Genomic DNA, 16,287 nt, shown 5'->3' on the forward strand with positions numbered 1-16,287 from the left:
ATTGCCTGTCGTTCGGGTAAAGTCTTGGAGGTTGACGGCGCTCGCGCCGCCACGAAACGGGGCTATAGCTCAGGCGGTTAGAGCGCTTCACTGATAATGAAGAGGTCCCAGGTTCAAGTCCTGGTAGCCCCACAGATACAACAGCCCCGGGGCCTTAGCTCAGTTGGTAGAGCGCCTGCTTTGCAAGCAGGATGTCAGGAGTTCGAATCTCCTAGGCTCCACAGACGAAGAAGCGCCGGCCCGCAGGGTCGGCGCTTTCTTCGTCATCGGGCACAGTGATTCGAATTCGCGGCGCAGCCGCGTTCGACGGGCCCACGCGGCTCTGCCGCGGGGACTCCTAAGCTCCACAGACGAAGAAGCGCCGGCCCGCAGGGTCGGTGCTTCTCGCATTCCCGGGTGAGCCCTTCGTCCATAGGTAGAGTCGAACGCATGGACACGCGGGTCGCGGCATACGCCGTCATCATCGACGCCGACGACCGCATCCTGCTGGCTCACTGGAACGAAGGGCGCCGCGCCGCATGGACGCTGCCCGGGGGCGGGCTCGAAGCCGGCGAAGACCCCGAGCACGCCACCCGTCGCGAGGTACGTGAGGAGACCGGCTATCGGGTGTCGGTGGGCGACCTGCTCGGCATCCATTCCCGCGTCATCCCCGCCGGGCGTCGGCTCGCGCCCGATGCCACCGGCCCCCTGCACGCCCTGCGGATCGTCTATCGCGCGCGCATCACGGGCGGGCGGCTGCGAAACGAGACCAACGGCTCGACCGATCGGGCGGACTGGTTCCCGCTGTCCGGTGTGTCCGCCCTGCAGCGGGTGAAGCTCGTCGACATCGCGCTGAAGATGGCACGACGGGACTGATCAGCTGATCTCCTGCGAGATGTCGGCCACGGTCGCTCCGTATGCCGCGATCAGATCGTCGGCGCCGACGAAGAGGCTGTATCCGTGGGCGCCGGCGCCCATGGCGATGCGTGCGCCGACGATGCGCTCATCCGCGAAGACCGGCCAGTCGGTCGTGCTGCCCACCGGAACGATCGTGCCCCGCTCGTAGCCGGTGGCCGCAAGCGCGCGGGCCGGATCGGGCAGCTGGAGCTTGTTCACTCCGACCACCGCGCGCAGCTTCGGCCACGAGATCGCGCGATCACCGGGCACGAGCGCGAACAGATAGGTGTCGTCGCTGCGCTTGACCACGAGGGTCTTCACGATTCCCGCGGGCGGGATGCCGAGCAGCGCTGCCGCCTCGTTCAGGCTGTTCGCGGCGGGGCGCTCGCGGATCTCGATGGTCAGACTCCGCGCGGCCGCTGCGTCGCGGACGCGCTGCGTGGGGTCGGACCCCTCGCTCACGCGTCCGGCGCGCGCAGCGGGTCGTCCGCGACCCAGAGCTCGTCGTCGGCCCGGAGCGTCTGCCATGCCGCGTAGAGCACGCCCACTGCCGCGGCGACGCCGAGGATGATCGCGATCACGCCGCCGGCGCCGATCCCCTGCTTGGGCGGGTCGAGGACCGTCAGCTTCTGCGCGAGCTTCTTGGTCGTCTGAGCGCCGTACTTGTCTGCGAGCTTCGCGTACTTGGCGGAGTCGGGCATCGAAAGTCCGCCGCCGGACGCCAGGCGCGCGCGGGTGTCATTGGCGGCGTCCCACACGGACAGCGCGGAGCCGACGACGGCTCCTGCGGTCGGCACGACGCGGTCGGCGAGCACCTGCTTCGAGAACTGCATGCTCTTGTCGACATAGGGTGCGGCGTACTTGCTGTAGCCGGCCTGCACACCGGGGATCACGTGCTCCCGGTTCAGGTGACCGAGCTGTCTGGTCGCTTCGCGGGCGACGTTGGCGGCCTCGCTCACGAGCACCTGCTGCGACTCCCACAGGTTGTTCGCCTGTACCTGGAGTTTGCGGAGTTCCTTCTTGCGCTTGCGGTTGAGGCTCACGTTGCCCTCCCTAAGGCCGGGGGATGTAGTTGTCCCATCTTGCCAGACGGCACCGCAGTCGGGAGGGTTCCCACCGAACTCTGAGAGAATGGACGACATGCCTCAGCACACTGCCGTAGCCACTTTGCACACCAACTACGGGGACATCGTGGTGAACCTCTTCGGAGACCACGCCCCCAAGACCGTCGAGAACTTCGTCGGACTGTCCGACGGGTCCAAGGACTGGACCGACCCGGCGACCGGCAAGCCCGGCGACGGCCCGCTGTACAAGGATGTCGTGTTCCACCGCATCATCTCGGGATTCATGATCCAGGGCGGCGATCCGCTCGGTCTCGGCACCGGCGGCCCGGGCTACAACTTCAACGACGAGATCAACGGCGAGCTGACCTTCACCGCCCCGTACAAGCTCGCGATGGCCAATGCCGGCCTGCGCCGCAACGCCATCACGGGTCGCCCGGAGGGCACGAACGGCTCGCAGTTCTTCATCACCGTTCCCGGCCAGGGCGGCCGTGGACCGGAATGGCTCCAGGGCAAGCACACGATCTTCGGCGAGGTGACCGATGACGCGTCGAAGGCGGTCGTCGACACGATCAGCGAACTGCCCACCGCCGCGGGCGACCGCCCGATCGAGCCCGTCGTCATCGAGTCCATCGACGTCGTCTCGGTCTAGGACGCTCGTGCGTCCGTGAGCTCACCCGACTTCGCCCGCAACAGCGACAACTACTGCTACCGGCATCCGGACCGGCAGAGTTTCGTGCTGTGCCAGCGGTGCCTGCGCACGATCTGCCCCGAGTGCCAGACGCAGGCGGCGGTCGGCGTGATCTGCCCGGAGTGTCTCGGTCAGCAGGCCAAGACGCAGACTCCGGCGCAGCGCAAGGCGGAACGACGCTGGTCCCGGCCGCGAGCTGTCACTGCGACCGACTCGCGGCCGCTGGTCACCTACGGCATCATCGCGGTGACGATGCTGGTGTACCTGACCCAGCTCATCCCGGGATCCCCGGTGCAGGAGCTGCTCGCCTTCAACAGTCTGTACGTCGCGCCAGCATGGGGTTTCGCGCCGTTCCAGCCCTGGCGGCTGTTCACCGTCCTGGTCGTGCACGGCGGGTTCTTCCACGTCGGACTCAACATGCTCGCGGTGTGGATGATCGGCCGGAGCCTCGAGCCCCTGCTCGGGCGGTGGCGATTCCTCGTGCTGTACCTGCTCGGCGGACTGGGCGGTTCGGTCGGGGTCGCGCTCATCGCACCCGGCCTGTGGGTCGTCGGCGCGTCGGGCGCGGTGTTCGGGCTGCTCGGGGCGCTCCTGGTCATCGGACGCCACATCGGCGCGAACATCCGCGGCATCCTTCTCATCCTCGCGATCAACCTCGTGATCGGCTTCGTCCCGGGATTCCAGGTCGCCTGGCAGGCGCACATCGGCGGACTCGCCGTAGGCGCGCTCGTCGGCCTCATCTACGCCCGCACGCGGTCGGTCAGGCGACGGGCGCTGCAGATCTGGCTGCTCGTCGCCGTCGCGGTCGGGCTGTTCGCCCTGCTGCTGCTGCCGCCGCTGATCTATCGCTGACGGAAGTTATCCACAGGTTCATCCACACCTGGGGATGAATCACACGGGTGTAATTCGCGCTGCCGCTATCGCCAGCGGGTCGTCATCAGGAAGCCGATGAAGGCGATCCCGAATCCGATGACCAGGTTCCAGGCGTCGATGCCCGGGATCGGGTACTGCATGCCGCTGAGGTAGAAGACCAGCACCCAGACGAGTCCGACCAGCATGAGGCCGATCATGATCGGCTTGAACCACACCGGGTTCGGTGCGGCCTCGCCTTCGCTGCGCTCCACCAGGGAGTCGTCGTCTTTGCCGGGTCGTGCCATACCCACATCCTACCCCGCGGCCGTGTGCTCGCCCGGCGCGGGCTCCACGGCTGTGGACTGCCCCACAGCCCGAGGTGCGTCAAGACGACACGTAGAATCCAGGTGTGGACGAAGCGAGCGGCGCAGGCCCGGCGGAGGCCGCAGGCCGCAGGCGTCCTCGTCGCCGTACGTCCTTCTTCTCAGTGGTCGGCGAGCTGCTCATCACGGTGGGCGTGCTGACCCTCCTCTATGTGGGATGGCAGCTCTGGATCGGCGACCTCATCTACGGTGCCCAGCGCAACGAGGCCGGCCGCGAGCTGTCGCAGGAATGGGAGCAGGCCGTCAGCTCGCCGTCTCCGACCGCGTCCACCCCGGGTTCGTCGACCCCGTCCGCGACCACTCCGCCCGCGGAACCCGTGATCCTGGCCGAGCCCTCCGACGGGGAGGTGTTCGGCATCATGCACATCCCGCGCTTCGGTGCCGACTACCAGGTCCCCATGGCCGGTGGGGTGAGCCGTTCCGGCACGCTCGACCCGATCGGCATCGGACACTATCCGGGCACGCAGATGCCGGGCGAGGTGGGCAACTTCGCCCTCGCTGCGCACCGCACGACCTACGGAAAGCCGTTCAATCGCATCGCCGAGCTCCGTGTCGGCGACGCGATCATCGTGGAGACGGCCGACGGCTGGTACACCTACAGGTTCCGCACGCTCGAGTACGTGCAGCCCACGGAGGTCGAGGTGCTCCTGCCCGTTCCTCAGGCGCCCGATGCACCAGCCGGCTCCCGCTACATCACGCTCACCAGCTGCAGCCCGATGTTCTCCATCGCCGAGCGCATCGTCGCCTACGGCGTCTTCGAATCGTTCACCCCGCGCGCGTCCGGCCCGCCCGCCTCCCTGACGGACGGCGTGGCCCCCTGATGTACGCAGCACTGTGGCGGATCCTGCCCGGCCCGGTCTGGGTCAGGGTGGTGATCCTGATCGTCCTCGCGGCGGCGGTCCTGTACGGTCTGTTCTTCTTCGTGTTCCCCTGGATCAGTCAGGTGATCAACCCGCAGGAGGTGACCGTTGGCTAGCGCCGCGCCGGGATCGAAGCGCACGGCGCCGATCCTCGTCGTGGACAACCACGATAGCTTCGTGCACACCCTCGTCGGGTATCTCCACGAGCTCGGAGCGGACACCGACCTCATCGAGGCGGACGCGATCGAGCCGGATGCCGCGGCATCCGTCATCGCCGACTACCGCGGTGTGCTGATCTCACCCGGCCCCGGCACTCCCGCACGCGCGGGTGCGTCGATCGCAGTCGTGCGCGCCGCGGCCGCCGCCGGCACGCCTCTGCTCGGGGTCTGCCTCGGGCATCAGGCGATCGGCGAAGCGTACGGAGCCACGGTCTCGCAGGCCCCGGAGCTGATGCACGGCATGACCTCGCTCGTCGAGCATGACGGAAGCGCACTCTACGAGGGCTTGCCCAGTCCGTTCACCGCGACGAGGTACCACTCACTCGCGATCCTCCCCGAGACCATGCCGGTCGAGCTGATCGTGACCAGTCGCACCGCCGAAGGAGTGATCATGGGGGTCGCGCACCGCACCGCGCCGATCCTCGGCGTGCAGTTCCATCCCGAAGCGGTCCTCACGGAGGGCGGTCATCGGCTGCTGGGCAACTGGCTCGCCATGCTGGGATTCGCGGATGCCGCCGCCCGGGGCGCCGCACTCACCCCTCGTCGCTGACGCGCGCGACGCTTCGAAAGGCTCAGCGGTCGGCTGTCCGTCGGGCTATGCGCCGGAGCAGTAGGTGAGGATCACTTCGGAGTGGATCGGCGCCTCACCAGGCGCGATCGACTGGGTCGTGACCACGGGCGGAGACACGGCAGGGCAGCCCGGATCCTCCTGCGGGATCACCAGCAGCTGGGATTCCGGGCCCTCGAGCTCGCGCGTGGCTGCGTCCACGGTGTAGCCGGTGACGTCGATGATCACGACGCGTCCGGTCGCCGCGACCACGTTCACGGTCGCACCCAGCGGCAGCGTGGCGCCGGCGGGCTGATCGGCGGAGATCACGGTGCCGGCCGCGAGCCCGGGGTCGTTCCGTGGCGTCACGGTGCCCATGACCAGGCCCACGGCCTGCAGCGCCGCGGCCGCGGCATCCTGCCCCAGTCCTTCGAGGGTCGGGACCGTGGTGGTCTCCTGGCCGGAGGACACGTAGACGCGCACCTCCTGACCCGGACTGACCGATGCACCGGCCTCGGGGTCGGTGCGGATGACGTTTCCGACCGCGACCTCCGAGTTGGGCTCGTCGACACGGAACGAGACGAGGTCCTGATCGCCGATCTCGGTGTTCGCGCGCTCGTAGGTCATGCCGGTCACGTCGGGGACCAGACGGGCGTTCGTGGGCACGTCGCCGCCCGGGCGGATCGAGAGCACCCAGAAGAGCACCGAGATGAGCAGCACCGCCAGGATCGCCACACCCGCCCAGATCCAGGCGACCGGCGGCCCGGCCTGGGTGCGCTTCATCGTCGTGTCGGTGCTCAGCTGCCGCAGCGAACGCGCAGTCTCGGCCGCCTGCTTCGGGTTGGGACCGTAGAGCTCGCTCGTGAGCGCACCGACGGCGCGCTTGGAGGGGACCTTGCCGCCGACGGTGGCGTCGAGGGACTCCCGGAACGCCGCCGCATCCTGATAGCGCTGGAACGGGTCCTTGGCGAGCGCGCGCAGCACCACCGCGTCCAGTGAGCGCGGGACGGACTCGTTGACCTCGGAAGGCGGGACCGGGGCTTCGCTCACGTGCTGGTAGGCGACCGCCACCGGGGATTCGCCCCGGAACGGAGGGCGGCCCACGAGCAGCTCGTACAGGACGACACCCGCCGAGTAGACATCGGCTCGCGCATCGACCGGCTCGCCCTTGGCCTGCTCGGGTGAGAAGTACGCCGCCGTGCCGATGATCGCGGTCGTCTCTGCGACGGTCGACGACGAGTCCGAGACGGCGCGGGCGATGCCGAAGTCCATGACCTTGACCTGGCCCGCGTCGGTCACCATGACGTTGCCCGGCTTGATGTCCCGATGCACGACGCCCGCACGGTGCGAGTACTCCAGAGCCTCGAGGATGCCGTCGACGTAGCGGACCGAGTCCGCCACCGGCACCGGTCCCGCCGAGATCACGTCTTTCAGCAATGCGCCGTGGACGAGTTCCATGACGATGTAGGGCACGGGACGCACGGTTCCGTCGGGGCTCGTCTCGGTGTCCTCACCCGCGTCGTACACCCGCACGATGGTCGGGTGCGCCATCCGGGAGGCGGCCTGCGCCTCGAGGCGGAAGCGCGTGCGGAACGAGTTGTCGTTCGCCAGGTCGCGGTTCAGCAGCTTGATCGCCACCTGGCGACCGAGCGTCAGGTCGTATCCCCGGAAGACCGTGGCCATGCCGCCGCGCCCGATGAGTTCGTCGACGCGGTAGCGCCCCGAAAGCACGCGCGGCTCAGCTGTCACGGTCACTCCCTGGGTGGAACAGAGTCAGCCTAACGGACGCGAACGCGCTCGCCCGCACGGCACGACTGTCGGGCCCGCGTGGGGCTACGGGGTGGTGGTGGGGTCGGGGGCAGGTGCCGGCGCCTCGATCTGGGAGGTCGCCTCGCCCGAGGGGCCCGAGTCGCGCTGGCCGGCGGTTCCGCCCGAGCACGTCACGGTGTACGTCACGATGATCGTCTGACCGGCGCTGTCGTTGGCCAGCAGCTGAGCGTTGCGGTCGTTCGGTCCGAAGGAGGCCGTGGACTGCCCGGTGCTCGGGAACGTGCCGTTGGTCGCCGAGAAGTTGTAGGCGCTGACCGAACCCGTGCCGGACGGGCACGTGTAACCGGGCCACGAGACCTGCGTCTCCTGACCGGCGACCACCGTGGCCGCCATCGTCGGGGCCGCCGGTGCCGGCATCCCGACCTGGTCCTGGTAGAACGTCAGCGTCAGCAGCTGAGACGGCGGGATGTTGCCCGTCGGGCTCACCCGGTAGACCTTGTTGACATCGCCCGCGGTGGGTGCCGCGTCGCCGCCGACGCAGTCCACAGCCTCGACTCCCGCCGCCTGCGCCGCGGCGGCAGCCTCGGTGCAGTCCATCCCCTCGAGGCCGAGGGAGTTGATCGGGATCGTCGTCGCGGTCGGCGTCGGAGTCACCGAGGGAGTCTGAGACGGACTCGAGGATGAGTTCGTGGGCTCGGGTCCGGGCTGCTGATTCGCCACGAACGCCCAGATCGTCCCGCCGAGCACGAGCAGCAGCAGGATGATCAACGCGATCAGCGGCCACGTCCACGGGCTGCGCTTCTTCTTCTCGGGCTCGTCCTCGACCAGATCATCGGTCGGCAGCAGCACGGTCGCCGTCGCCGTGCCCGCGCCGGTGGTCAGCAGCTGCGTGACGTCGTCGGCGGTCGACCCGGTGGCGATGGCCGGAACCGCGGCCGCGGCTGCCGCGACATCGCCACGGCGCAGGGCGGTGGCGGCGCGCGCGACTGCGGCTGCCGACGCCGGGCGCTCGTCGGGCTTCTTGGCGATCATCGCCATCACGAGGTTCTGCACCGGGACGGCCACGGTCGGCGGCAGCGGAGGCGCCTGCTCGTTGATCTGGGCCATCGCGATCGCGACCTGCGACTCGCCCGTGAACGGACGCTTGCCCGCGAGGGCCTCGTACGCGACGATGCCCAGCGAATACGTGTCAGTTGCGGGGGATGCCGGATGCCCCGACGCCTGCTCGGGTGAGAGGTACTGCACCGTGCCCATCACCTGGCCGGTCGCGGTCAGCGGCACCTGGTCGGCGATGCGCGCGATGCCGAAGTCGGTGATCTTGACCCGCCCGTCGGGGGTGATCAGCAGGTTGCCGGGCTTGATGTCGCGGTGCACGAGACCGGCGGCGTGCGCGGCCTGGAGCGCGGCGGATGTCTGCGCGACGATGTCGAGGGTCTTGTCGGTCGAGAGGGAGCCGTCGCGCTCGAGGATGGTCGAGAGCGCCTCGCCGGGCACGAGCTCCATCACGAGGAAGGCGCTGCCGTTCTCCTCGCCGTAGTCGAAGACGCTTGCGATGCCCTCGTGGTTCACCAGGGCCGCGTGCCGCGCTTCGGCGCGGAAGCGCTCCAGGAAGCCCGGATCGCCCATGTACTCGTCTTTGAGGATCTTGATGGCGACGGTCCGTCCGATGACGTGATCGGTCGCCTCCCACACCTCGCCCATGCCGCCGATGGCGATCCGCGAGTCCAGCTCGTAGCGGCCGCCGAAGGTCACTCCCTGCGTCGGTCTCATCGTCCCAGCACCGCCTCCATGACCTTCTTCGCGATCGGTGCCGCGATCGTGTTGCCGCTGCCCGCCTGACCCTGCCCGCCGCCGTCTTCGACGACGACCGCAACTGCCACCTCCGGGTTCGCTGCGGGCGCGAACCCGGTGAACCACAGTGTGTACGGCTGGCCTGATCCGTTCTCCGCAGTGCCGGTCTTCCCGCCCACATCGACCCCGTCTATTGTTGCACCCGACGCCGCGCCGTCACTGACATTGGCGACCATCATGGCGACCAGTTCCGCGGCGATGTCGGCATCCAGCGCCCGCCCGAACTCGCTGTCCTCGAACGTCTGCTGCACCGACAGGTCTGCGCCGATGACCTGGTCGACCATGCGCGGGTTCATCACCATGCCTCCGTTCGCGATGCCCGCCGAAACCATCGCCATCTGCAGCGGCGTCGCGGTCACCTGGCCCTGCCCGAATCCGGACAGCGCGGTCTGCGGATCATCCAGTGCGCGCGGGTAGCTCGAGGCGGTGGAGACGAGCGGCATCGTGAACTGCGAGTTGAAACCGTACTTCTCCGCCTCTTCGCGGATCGCGGTATCGCCGAGTTCGACCGCGAGCTCTGCGAACGGGATGTTGCAGCTCAGGCGCAGCGCGTCAGCGATCGTGACCGTGGCGCCCGGGCCGCACGCACCGCCGCTCGCGTTGAAGATCACGTTGCTGGACTGCGGCAGCTGGTACGAGGACGGATTGGGCAGCGTCGACTGCGGCGTGTAGTCGCCTGAGGCCAGCGCGGCCGATGCCACGACGAGCTTGAAGGTGGAACCCGGAGGGTTGAGGTCGCCGCCGATCCCGCGGTTGTAGAGCGGATGCGTCGGATCGGCGTCCAATGCGTCGTACACGTCGTTCACCTCGTTCGTGTTGTGCGAAGCCAGCAGGTTCGTGTCATAGCTCGGGCTGGTCACCATCGCCAGGATGCGGCCCGTCGACGGCTCGATCGCGACGACCGCGCCCTGCATATCGCCGAGCGCATCGTAGGCGGCGCGCTGCACCGCGGCGTCCAGGGACAGCTCCACGTTCGATCCGCGCGGCGGCTGGCCGGTGAGGATCCGGTCGATGCGGGCGAGGAACTGCGAGCCCGCCGTCCCGCTGAGCTCCTGGTTCATCGCCTGCTCGATGCCCGTGGCAGCCCCCAGGGCCGGGTTGATGTATCCCGTCACGGGCGCCCACATGTCGCCGTCGACGTAGACCCGTTGCCAGCTGAAGACGTCGTCGGAGGGGACCGAGCTCGCGATCGCCGCGCCGCTCGCGATGATCGAGCCGCGCTGCACCTCGTACGAGTCGTACAGGGCACGCGTGTTGCGCGAGTTCTCGGCGAGGGTCTCGGCCTGCACGACCTGGATCACGCTCGTCGAGGCGAACAGCGCGAGGAACATCAGCAGCATCAGGATGCTGAGACGCCGGAGTTCTTTCGTCATGTCAGCCGATCACCACCCGGGGACGACTGCGGACGGCATCCGAGATCCGCAGCAGGATCGCGACGATCAGCCAGTTGGCCACGAGCGACGAGCCGCCGGCAGCGAGGAACGGCGTGGTGAGGCCGGTCAGCGGGATGAGCCGGGTCACGCCTCCGACCATGATGAACACCTGGAGCGCGATCGTGAACGACAGGCCGGTCGCCAGCAGCTTGCCGAAGTCGTCCTGCCCGGCCAGGCCGATGCGGATGCCCCGGCTCGTGAAGACCATGTACAGGCACAGGATCGCGAACACGCCGATGAGGCCGAGCTCCTCGCCGAGGCTCGGCAGGATGTAGTCGCTCTGCGACAGCGGGGTGATGTACGGCCGACCCTGGCCGAGGCCGGTGCCGATGAGGCCGCCCTGCGCCAGCCCGAAGATGCCCTGGACGAGTTGGTAGCTGCCACCGCTGCGATCGATGACCTCGGGGTTGAAGGCATCCAGCCAGTTCGAGAAGCGGCCGCCGACGTAGGACAGCACGCGGGAGGCGAGGAAGGCGCCGCCGGCGGCCAGCACGACGCCGATGAGCACCCAGCTGGTCTTGCCCGTGGCGACGTAGAGCATCGCGACGAACATGCCGAAGATCAGCAGTCCCGTGCCCAGGTCGCGCTGGAGCACGATGATGCCGAGCGAGATCAGCCAGATCACCAGCAGCGGGCCGAGCTCTCGCGCGCGCGGCCACGTCAGGCCGAGGAAGCGCGTGCCGACCGAGCTGAGGCTCTCGCGCGTGCGCACGAGGTAGCCGGCGAAGAAGATCGCGAGGGCGATCTTGGCGAGCTCACCGGGCTGGAACGAGAAGAAGCCGAGGGAGACCCACACGTCGGCGTTCGCGTCCGTGCCCAGCCCGGGGACGATCGGCAGGATCAGCAGGACGATGCCGGCGAGCCCGAAGATGTACGTGTAGCGGAAGAGGACGCGGTAGTTGCGCAGCAGCACCACGATCGCGATCGCGCCCACGATCGCGATCGCCGCCCACGCCAGCTGCTTCGTGGAGTACGCGTCCCAGCCGTGCAGCTTCACCGCGATGTCGATCCGGTAGATCATCGCGATGCCGAGCCCGGTCAGGATCGTCGCGATCGGGAGGACGAACGGATCGGCGTCGCGCGCCCGGAGGCGCAGCACGATGTGCATCGCCATGACGAGCGCGGTCAGGCCGCCGCAGTATAAGAGGAACGTCGCGTCGATCGCGCCGAGGGCACCGAGCTGCACGAGCGCGATCGCCGAGCCGTTGACCAGGAAGGCGAAGATGAGCAGGAACAGCTCGCGATTGCGCTGAGTCTGCGGGACACGGATGCGCCGCAGGGCGCGGATCACCGCGGTGTCGGCGGCGATCGACTCGGTGCTGTTCGCGGGGGAGGTCATCGGGTCGCCTCCGCCGAACTGCGCAGCCGGTCGACGATCGCCTCGGCGTCGGCGAGCGAGCGCGCCGAGATCGTGCGCTCCACGGTCGCCCGGCTGAAGGACGGCAGGTCGGCGAGCAGGATGCCGGTGTCTTCGTGGGCGGTGGACAGCGCGATCGGCCCGATGTTCTGCTGGATGCCCTGGTAGATCACCACGGTGTCCTCGTCGGCGCCGACGTAATAGCGGGTCTGGGTCCAGTTGTATGCCGCGAACAGACCGGCCGCGATGAGTGCGAGCACGACCACCAGGCCGACGATCCAGCCGATGCGCCGGCGCTTGGCCCTGCGTCGATCCTCCTCGATGAGCTCCTCGAGGAACTCGGCTGCCGGCTCGAAGTGGCTGGGCTCGTTGGCGGCCTGGCGGTTCGGGTGCAGCCACCCTCCGCGTCCGGAACGGGCCGCCGGCACCTCGATGCCGGTCGGGTTCGACGCGGAGCCGACGATCGTCGGTGTGCCGGAGAAGACCGGATGCTGCCCGCCGACGTCGACGAGGACGATCGTGACGTTGTCCGGCGCTCCGGCATCCAGCGCCTGCTTGAGCAGGTTGTCGGCCGTGCGGCCGGGCGCGAGGCCGAGACCGAGCGCCTTCGAGGTGTGCGCATCGTCGACCACACCCGAGAGTCCGTCCGAGCACAGCAGCCAGCGGTCGCCGGGCTGGGTCGGCATGATGAACGTGTCGAGCTCGGGATCGGGATCCATGTCGCCGAGCACGCGCATGAGGACCGAGCGCCGAGGGTGGAACCGGGCCTCCTCGGGCGTGATGCGCCCGGAGTCCACCAGGCGCTGGACGAATGTGTGGTCCGTCGTGATCTGGGTGAGGGTGTCGTCGCGGTAGAGGTAGATGCGCGAGTCGCCGATGTGTGCGATCACGGCATAGTCGTCGACCATCACGAGCGCGCTGACGGTCGTGCCCATCCCGGCGAGCTCGGGTTTGACGTGCACGGTGTCGATGAGTTCGCCCGCCGCGTCTGCGATCGCATCCCGCAGTTCGCGCTCGGCGGCCGAGGTGGACTCGAAGGGGTGATCCAGGCTCTCCAGCCGCGCGATCGCGAGACTCGAGGCGACGTCGCCACCGGCGTGCCCGCCCATGCCGTCGGCGACCGCGAACAGATTCGAGCCCGAATATCCCGAATCCTGGTTGTTGGAGCGCACCTTGCCGGTGTGCGAGATGGCGGCGCTCGAGCCCTGGAAGACCATGTGCGGAGGGTCAGCTACTTCCGCAGCTCGAAGGTCGTCGCGCCGACCTTGATGGGCGCGCCGATCGTGATCGGCACCGGCGCGCTGACGCGCGCGCCGTCGTGCCACGTGCCGTTCGTGGAGTCGAGATCCTGGATCATCCACTGGTCGCCCCACAGCACCAGCCGGGCGTGGTGGCTCGAGGTGTAGTCGTCGCGGATGACGAGACCGGACTCGCTCGAGCGGCCGATCGTGAGCGGCTCGGTGCCCAGTGGCAGCTCGAGACCCGCCTTGGGTCCGCTCGTGATGACGATGCGGGACACGGCGTCGGTCGTGGCAGCACCGCCCTTCGGACCGGCAGGCGCGGGCTTGGACGCGGCGATTGGTGCGGTCGAGGATGCCCGGGCGGCCGGTGCGGATGCCGCGCCGACGGCGGCCGAGCCGGCCGCAGCGTCGGGCATCCGTCGCACCTTCACGCCGAACAGGTCGGCGCGCAGCGAGTAGACGACCGCGAAGACGAAGAACCACAGCAGCACGAGGAACCCGACGCGCAGCAGGAGGAGGGTCAGCTCACTCACGTCGTGCCCCCGTTGCGGCGTTCGAAGTCCCGGAGGTCGAACGCGCGGGTCGCATCCTGCGCCGCCATCGTCGGCTTGGGTGGCGCGGCCTGCGCGATGACGCGGAACACGATGTCGGTGCGGCCGATCGTGACGGTCGAGTCGGGTGCGAGCGCTGCCTCGACGACCTTCTGCCCGTTCAGCAGCGTGCCGTTGGTCGACTTCATGTCGCGCACCATCGCGCGCTCGCCGTCCCAGAGGATCTCGACGTGCTTGCGGCTCGTGCCGGCGTCGGAGATCGTGATGTCCGCGTCGCTTCCTCGTCCGATCACCGTCCGTGATTTCACGATCGGGTGGCGCTTGCCTTCGACGTCGAGGACTCCCCGCCACGCGACGCGGCCCTCGGCCGTCGCGGATTCGACGCGGAGTGTGCCGGTGGAGAGCTGGTCGTCGCGCTCGAGCGTGATCGATACGGGTCCCGCGAACGTGTAGCCCTGCGACTTGGCGTGCGCCTGCACGAGGGTGTCGAGCTCTTCGCCGAGTGCGCCCCCCAGCGTGCGCATGCGCTCGTCGTCGGCCGGTGACAACCGCACGGAGAACGTGTTCGGCGCGAGGATGCGGTCGCGACTGACGATCGCGGCCTTCTTGTCGAGCTCGCTCCGCAGGGCGGATGCGATCTCGACGGGCTGGATGCCGCTGCGGAAGGTCTTCGCGAACGCGCTGTTCACAGCGCGTTCGAGACCCTTCTCGAAGCTGTCAAGTAGTCCCACACGACTCCTTAGGCAGGGGGTGCCAGTCGGTACATGCTAATTGCTTTGTCTGTGCCCGCCGTGGATGCGCCGCACAGCGCCCTGGACGGATTCGAGGGGCGGGATGCTGCGTGATATCCTCGGGAAGTTGAGTTGCACCGCGTCCTCGGATGCCGCATCTCGCGCGAGTGGCGGAATAGGCAGACGCGCTGGCTTCAGGTGCCAGTGCCCGAAAGGGCGTGGGGGTTCAACTCCCCCCTCGCGCACGAAACGAAGAAGGCCCCCGAACGGGGGCCTTCTTCGTTTCACACCGAGGGCGTCTCAGCTGAACGCGACGGTGCCCCTGGCCCACGTGCCGGGGGTGTTACGAGTTCGCGAAGAATCGGGCACCTGCTTGGACCGCATCGTCCACCCCTCATAGCCTCAGGGCAGACCCGCTGCCGAGTCTGCCCCATGTCCCCCCAAGGTCTGGGTGACCCTTCGCACAGCGTCGGGTCCCGGCACGGGTCAGGTCCTCCGAGACCCACGGTCCCCACGCCCGGGTCTCGGGGGGCCGCCCACGCGATCCGGAAGCCGCAGCCCTGTCGCGGCGGTCGCCCCACCGACGACTACTCGAGCGCGGGCACCAGAACCAGGACGATCTCCTCGATGTCGCGTCCGACGCCGGGCGCGTACTCGATGTCACGGGAGACCTCGGTGAATCCGACCTTCGTGAGCACCGCGAGCGAACCCAGGTTGTGCGCCGCGACCCGTGCGAACAGCGGTCGCTCCGCCTCGCGCGAGACGAGGATGTGCAGCGCCTCGGTCGCGACGCCCCTGCCCCACGCGTGGCGCGCGATCCAGTAGGTGACCTCGCGGTCGCCGTCAGCGGAGAACAGGGCGGCCGTGCCGGCGAAGCCGCCGTTCTCGGTGACGACGTAGAGCGCGACCTCGTCCGACCGCCGCTGACGAGCGATCCATTCGTCGAACGCGTCCCGGTCATCCGGGTTCGCGGCGGTGAACGCCGCCATCTCGACCGCTGAGCGGTCGCGCATCATCTCGAAGATCGCGTCGAGGTCGTCCTCGTCCAGGCCCCGCAGTTCGACATGTCCCACACGGTCAACGCTATCGATCGGCGACTGCGCGCAGAAGAGGACGGTCAGGCGACGCCGTGCAGCTCGCGGAGGATCGTCTCGGCCTTCGCGCCGTCACGCAGGGCGACGGCATCCCGGAACTGCTCGTAGCCTGCCGTGCGCTCGACGGGGCATTCCACGAACGGCTGCCACCCCGCGAGATTGCGGCGGATCGCGATCTCGGCCTCGCGCATCACGCGGATGAAGGCCACGTTGTCGGTGTCGTCGACGATGTGATCGAAGAACCGGGCGCTGGCCTCCATGATCGCCGGATGATCGTCGGCACGGGATGCTGCGACGATCGCATCCGCGTGCTCGAGCGCGTGGGCGAGCTCCTCGTCCGAGCACCGTCGAAGGGCGAGGCGCACGGCGCTGCCCATCAGGTAGACGAAGAACTCGTGCGTGTCTGCGTGGACGCGCTCGCTGGGGACGGACACCCGGGTGTATCGATTGGGGGCCACCTCGACGAGGCCGACGCGCTCGAGCCGCTGGAGTGCTTCGCGCACCGGCGTCCGCGAGACGCCGAGGTGCTCGGCGAGCTCCTGGTCGCGCAGTCGCTCACCTGCGCTGAGCCGTCCGTCGAGGATCGCCTTGCCGAGGAGCGCATAGACCTCGTCGCCGAGGACGGCGCCGCGGGGTTCCAGGGGTGCGAAGGGCGTTGCCATGACGGGGTTCAGTCTACGACGGCGGATTCAGCTGCATAGACCTGCGGATCCGGGGCTGCGACATCGGTGTGCCGGGGCGCCGGGCACTCGGCAAACTCACGGATTCGCG

General features: G+C 68.8%; 18 protein-coding genes and 3 tRNA genes. 9 read left to right on the forward strand and 12 right to left on the reverse strand.

Annotated elements, in window-relative coordinates; translation table 11 throughout:
* Positions 1-58 precede the first annotated feature (58 nt).
* From BM349_RS01100 to BM349_RS01110, 3 genes are all read left to right on the forward strand, one after another.
* A tRNA-Ile gene (locus BM349_RS01100) sits at positions 59-132 on the forward strand.
* Between the two features lie 16 nt (positions 133-148).
* Positions 149-221: transfer RNA gene (locus tag BM349_RS01105), tRNA-Ala, on the forward strand.
* Between the two features lie 208 nt (positions 222-429).
* Positions 430-855 carry an NUDIX hydrolase gene (locus BM349_RS01110; protein WP_091701357.1) on the forward strand — a complete coding sequence of 142 codons (426 nt, stop codon included), beginning with the start codon at positions 430-432 and terminating at the stop codon, positions 853-855.
* On the opposite strand, the gene BM349_RS01115 is transcribed toward BM349_RS01110, so the two are convergent.
* Entirely contained in the window at positions 856-1,275 is a 420-nt protein-coding gene (locus BM349_RS01115) for an aminoacyl-tRNA deacylase (protein ID WP_254773750.1), read from the reverse strand.
* 59 nt (positions 1,276-1,334) lie between these two features.
* The gene (locus BM349_RS01120; RefSeq protein ID WP_091701363.1) at positions 1,335-1,919 is read right to left on the reverse strand and encodes a DNA helicase; all 585 of its coding nucleotides are present in this window, start codon (positions 1,917-1,919) and stop codon (positions 1,335-1,337) included.
* A gap of 97 nt (positions 1,920-2,016) precedes the next feature.
* Here BM349_RS01120 and BM349_RS01125 point away from each other — a divergent pair, with 97 nt between their 5' ends.
* Positions 2,017-2,589, forward strand: coding sequence for a peptidylprolyl isomerase (locus BM349_RS01125; RefSeq protein ID WP_091704658.1), 573 nt, complete (start codon positions 2,017-2,019; stop codon positions 2,587-2,589).
* Between the two features lie 15 nt (positions 2,590-2,604).
* The gene (locus tag BM349_RS01130) at positions 2,605-3,480 is read left to right on the forward strand and encodes a rhomboid family intramembrane serine protease (RefSeq protein WP_091701367.1); all 876 of its coding nucleotides are present in this window, start codon (positions 2,605-2,607) and stop codon (positions 3,478-3,480) included.
* A gap of 65 nt (positions 3,481-3,545) precedes the next feature.
* Here the strand turns inward: BM349_RS01130 and BM349_RS01135 are convergent, their stop codons facing one another.
* A complete protein-coding gene (locus BM349_RS01135) occupies positions 3,546-3,785 on the reverse strand; it encodes a cell division protein CrgA (protein WP_091701371.1) in 240 nt (79 codons plus the stop codon).
* Between the two features lie 104 nt (positions 3,786-3,889).
* On the opposite strand from BM349_RS01135, the gene BM349_RS01140 reads away from it, so the two are divergent.
* The 3 genes from BM349_RS01140 to BM349_RS01145 are packed head-to-tail and all read left to right on the forward strand — an operon-like array spanning position 3,890 to position 5,491.
* The gene (locus BM349_RS01140; protein ID WP_091701376.1) at positions 3,890-4,684 is read left to right on the forward strand and encodes a class E sortase; all 795 of its coding nucleotides are present in this window, start codon (positions 3,890-3,892) and stop codon (positions 4,682-4,684) included.
* Positions 4,684-4,839 carry a hypothetical protein gene (locus BM349_RS18680; RefSeq protein WP_175525146.1) on the forward strand — a complete coding sequence of 52 codons (156 nt, stop codon included), beginning with the start codon at positions 4,684-4,686 and terminating at the stop codon, positions 4,837-4,839. The genes BM349_RS01140 and BM349_RS18680 overlap by 1 nt, the downstream gene beginning before the upstream one ends.
* A complete protein-coding gene (locus BM349_RS01145; RefSeq protein WP_175525147.1) occupies positions 4,832-5,491 on the forward strand; it encodes an anthranilate synthase component II in 660 nt (219 codons plus the stop codon). Before BM349_RS18680 ends, BM349_RS01145 begins: the two co-directional genes overlap by 8 nt.
* A 45-nt stretch (positions 5,492-5,536) precedes the next feature.
* Here the strand turns inward: BM349_RS01145 and pknB are convergent, their stop codons facing one another.
* From pknB to BM349_RS01180, 7 genes are all read right to left on the reverse strand, one after another.
* On the reverse strand, positions 5,537-7,237 hold the full coding sequence (gene pknB, locus BM349_RS01150) for a Stk1 family PASTA domain-containing Ser/Thr kinase (RefSeq protein WP_091701379.1): 1,701 nt from the start codon (positions 7,235-7,237) through the stop codon (positions 5,537-5,539).
* An 84-nt stretch (positions 7,238-7,321) separates the two neighbouring features.
* Positions 7,322-9,028 (reverse strand): serine/threonine-protein kinase, encoded by a 1,707-nt coding sequence (locus BM349_RS01155; protein ID WP_091701384.1) that lies wholly within the window; start codon positions 9,026-9,028, stop codon positions 7,322-7,324.
* A complete protein-coding gene (locus tag BM349_RS01160) occupies positions 9,025-10,482 on the reverse strand; it encodes a peptidoglycan D,D-transpeptidase FtsI family protein (RefSeq protein WP_091701389.1) in 1,458 nt (485 codons plus the stop codon). Before BM349_RS01160 ends, BM349_RS01155 begins: the two co-directional genes overlap by 4 nt.
* Position 10,483: 1 nt before the next feature.
* Positions 10,484-11,881, reverse strand: a complete 1,398-nt coding sequence (locus tag BM349_RS01165; RefSeq protein ID WP_091701394.1) for an FtsW/RodA/SpoVE family cell cycle protein — start codon at positions 11,879-11,881, stop codon at positions 10,484-10,486.
* On the reverse strand, positions 11,878-13,116 hold the full coding sequence (locus BM349_RS01170) for a PP2C family protein-serine/threonine phosphatase (RefSeq protein ID WP_091701399.1): 1,239 nt from the start codon (positions 13,114-13,116) through the stop codon (positions 11,878-11,880). The genes BM349_RS01165 and BM349_RS01170 overlap by 4 nt, the downstream gene beginning before the upstream one ends.
* Before the next feature lie 14 nt (positions 13,117-13,130).
* Positions 13,131-13,673 carry an FHA domain-containing protein FhaB/FipA gene (locus BM349_RS01175; RefSeq protein WP_091701402.1) on the reverse strand — a complete coding sequence of 181 codons (543 nt, stop codon included), beginning with the start codon at positions 13,671-13,673 and terminating at the stop codon, positions 13,131-13,133.
* Entirely contained in the window at positions 13,670-14,422 is a 753-nt protein-coding gene (locus BM349_RS01180; RefSeq protein ID WP_091701407.1) for an FhaA domain-containing protein, read from the reverse strand. Before BM349_RS01180 ends, BM349_RS01175 begins: the two co-directional genes overlap by 4 nt.
* 161 nt (positions 14,423-14,583) lie before the next feature.
* Between BM349_RS01180 and BM349_RS01185 the strand changes: the two genes are divergently transcribed.
* A tRNA-Leu gene (locus tag BM349_RS01185) sits at positions 14,584-14,667 on the forward strand.
* Between the two features lie 342 nt (positions 14,668-15,009).
* Here BM349_RS01185 and BM349_RS01190 read toward each other — a convergent pair.
* Together BM349_RS01190 and BM349_RS01195 are read right to left on the reverse strand one after the other, a co-directional pair.
* Positions 15,010-15,495 (reverse strand): GNAT family N-acetyltransferase, encoded by a 486-nt coding sequence (locus BM349_RS01190; protein ID WP_091701411.1) that lies wholly within the window; start codon positions 15,493-15,495, stop codon positions 15,010-15,012.
* 44 nt (positions 15,496-15,539) lie between these two features.
* Positions 15,540-16,178, reverse strand: coding sequence for a GntR family transcriptional regulator (locus tag BM349_RS01195; RefSeq protein ID WP_091701414.1), 639 nt, complete (start codon positions 16,176-16,178; stop codon positions 15,540-15,542).
* Positions 16,179-16,287: the final 109 nt, after the last annotated feature.

This window comes from Microbacterium sp. cf046 (assembly GCF_900114345.1).
Taxonomy (GTDB): domain Bacteria; phylum Actinomycetota; class Actinomycetes; order Actinomycetales; family Microbacteriaceae; genus Microbacterium.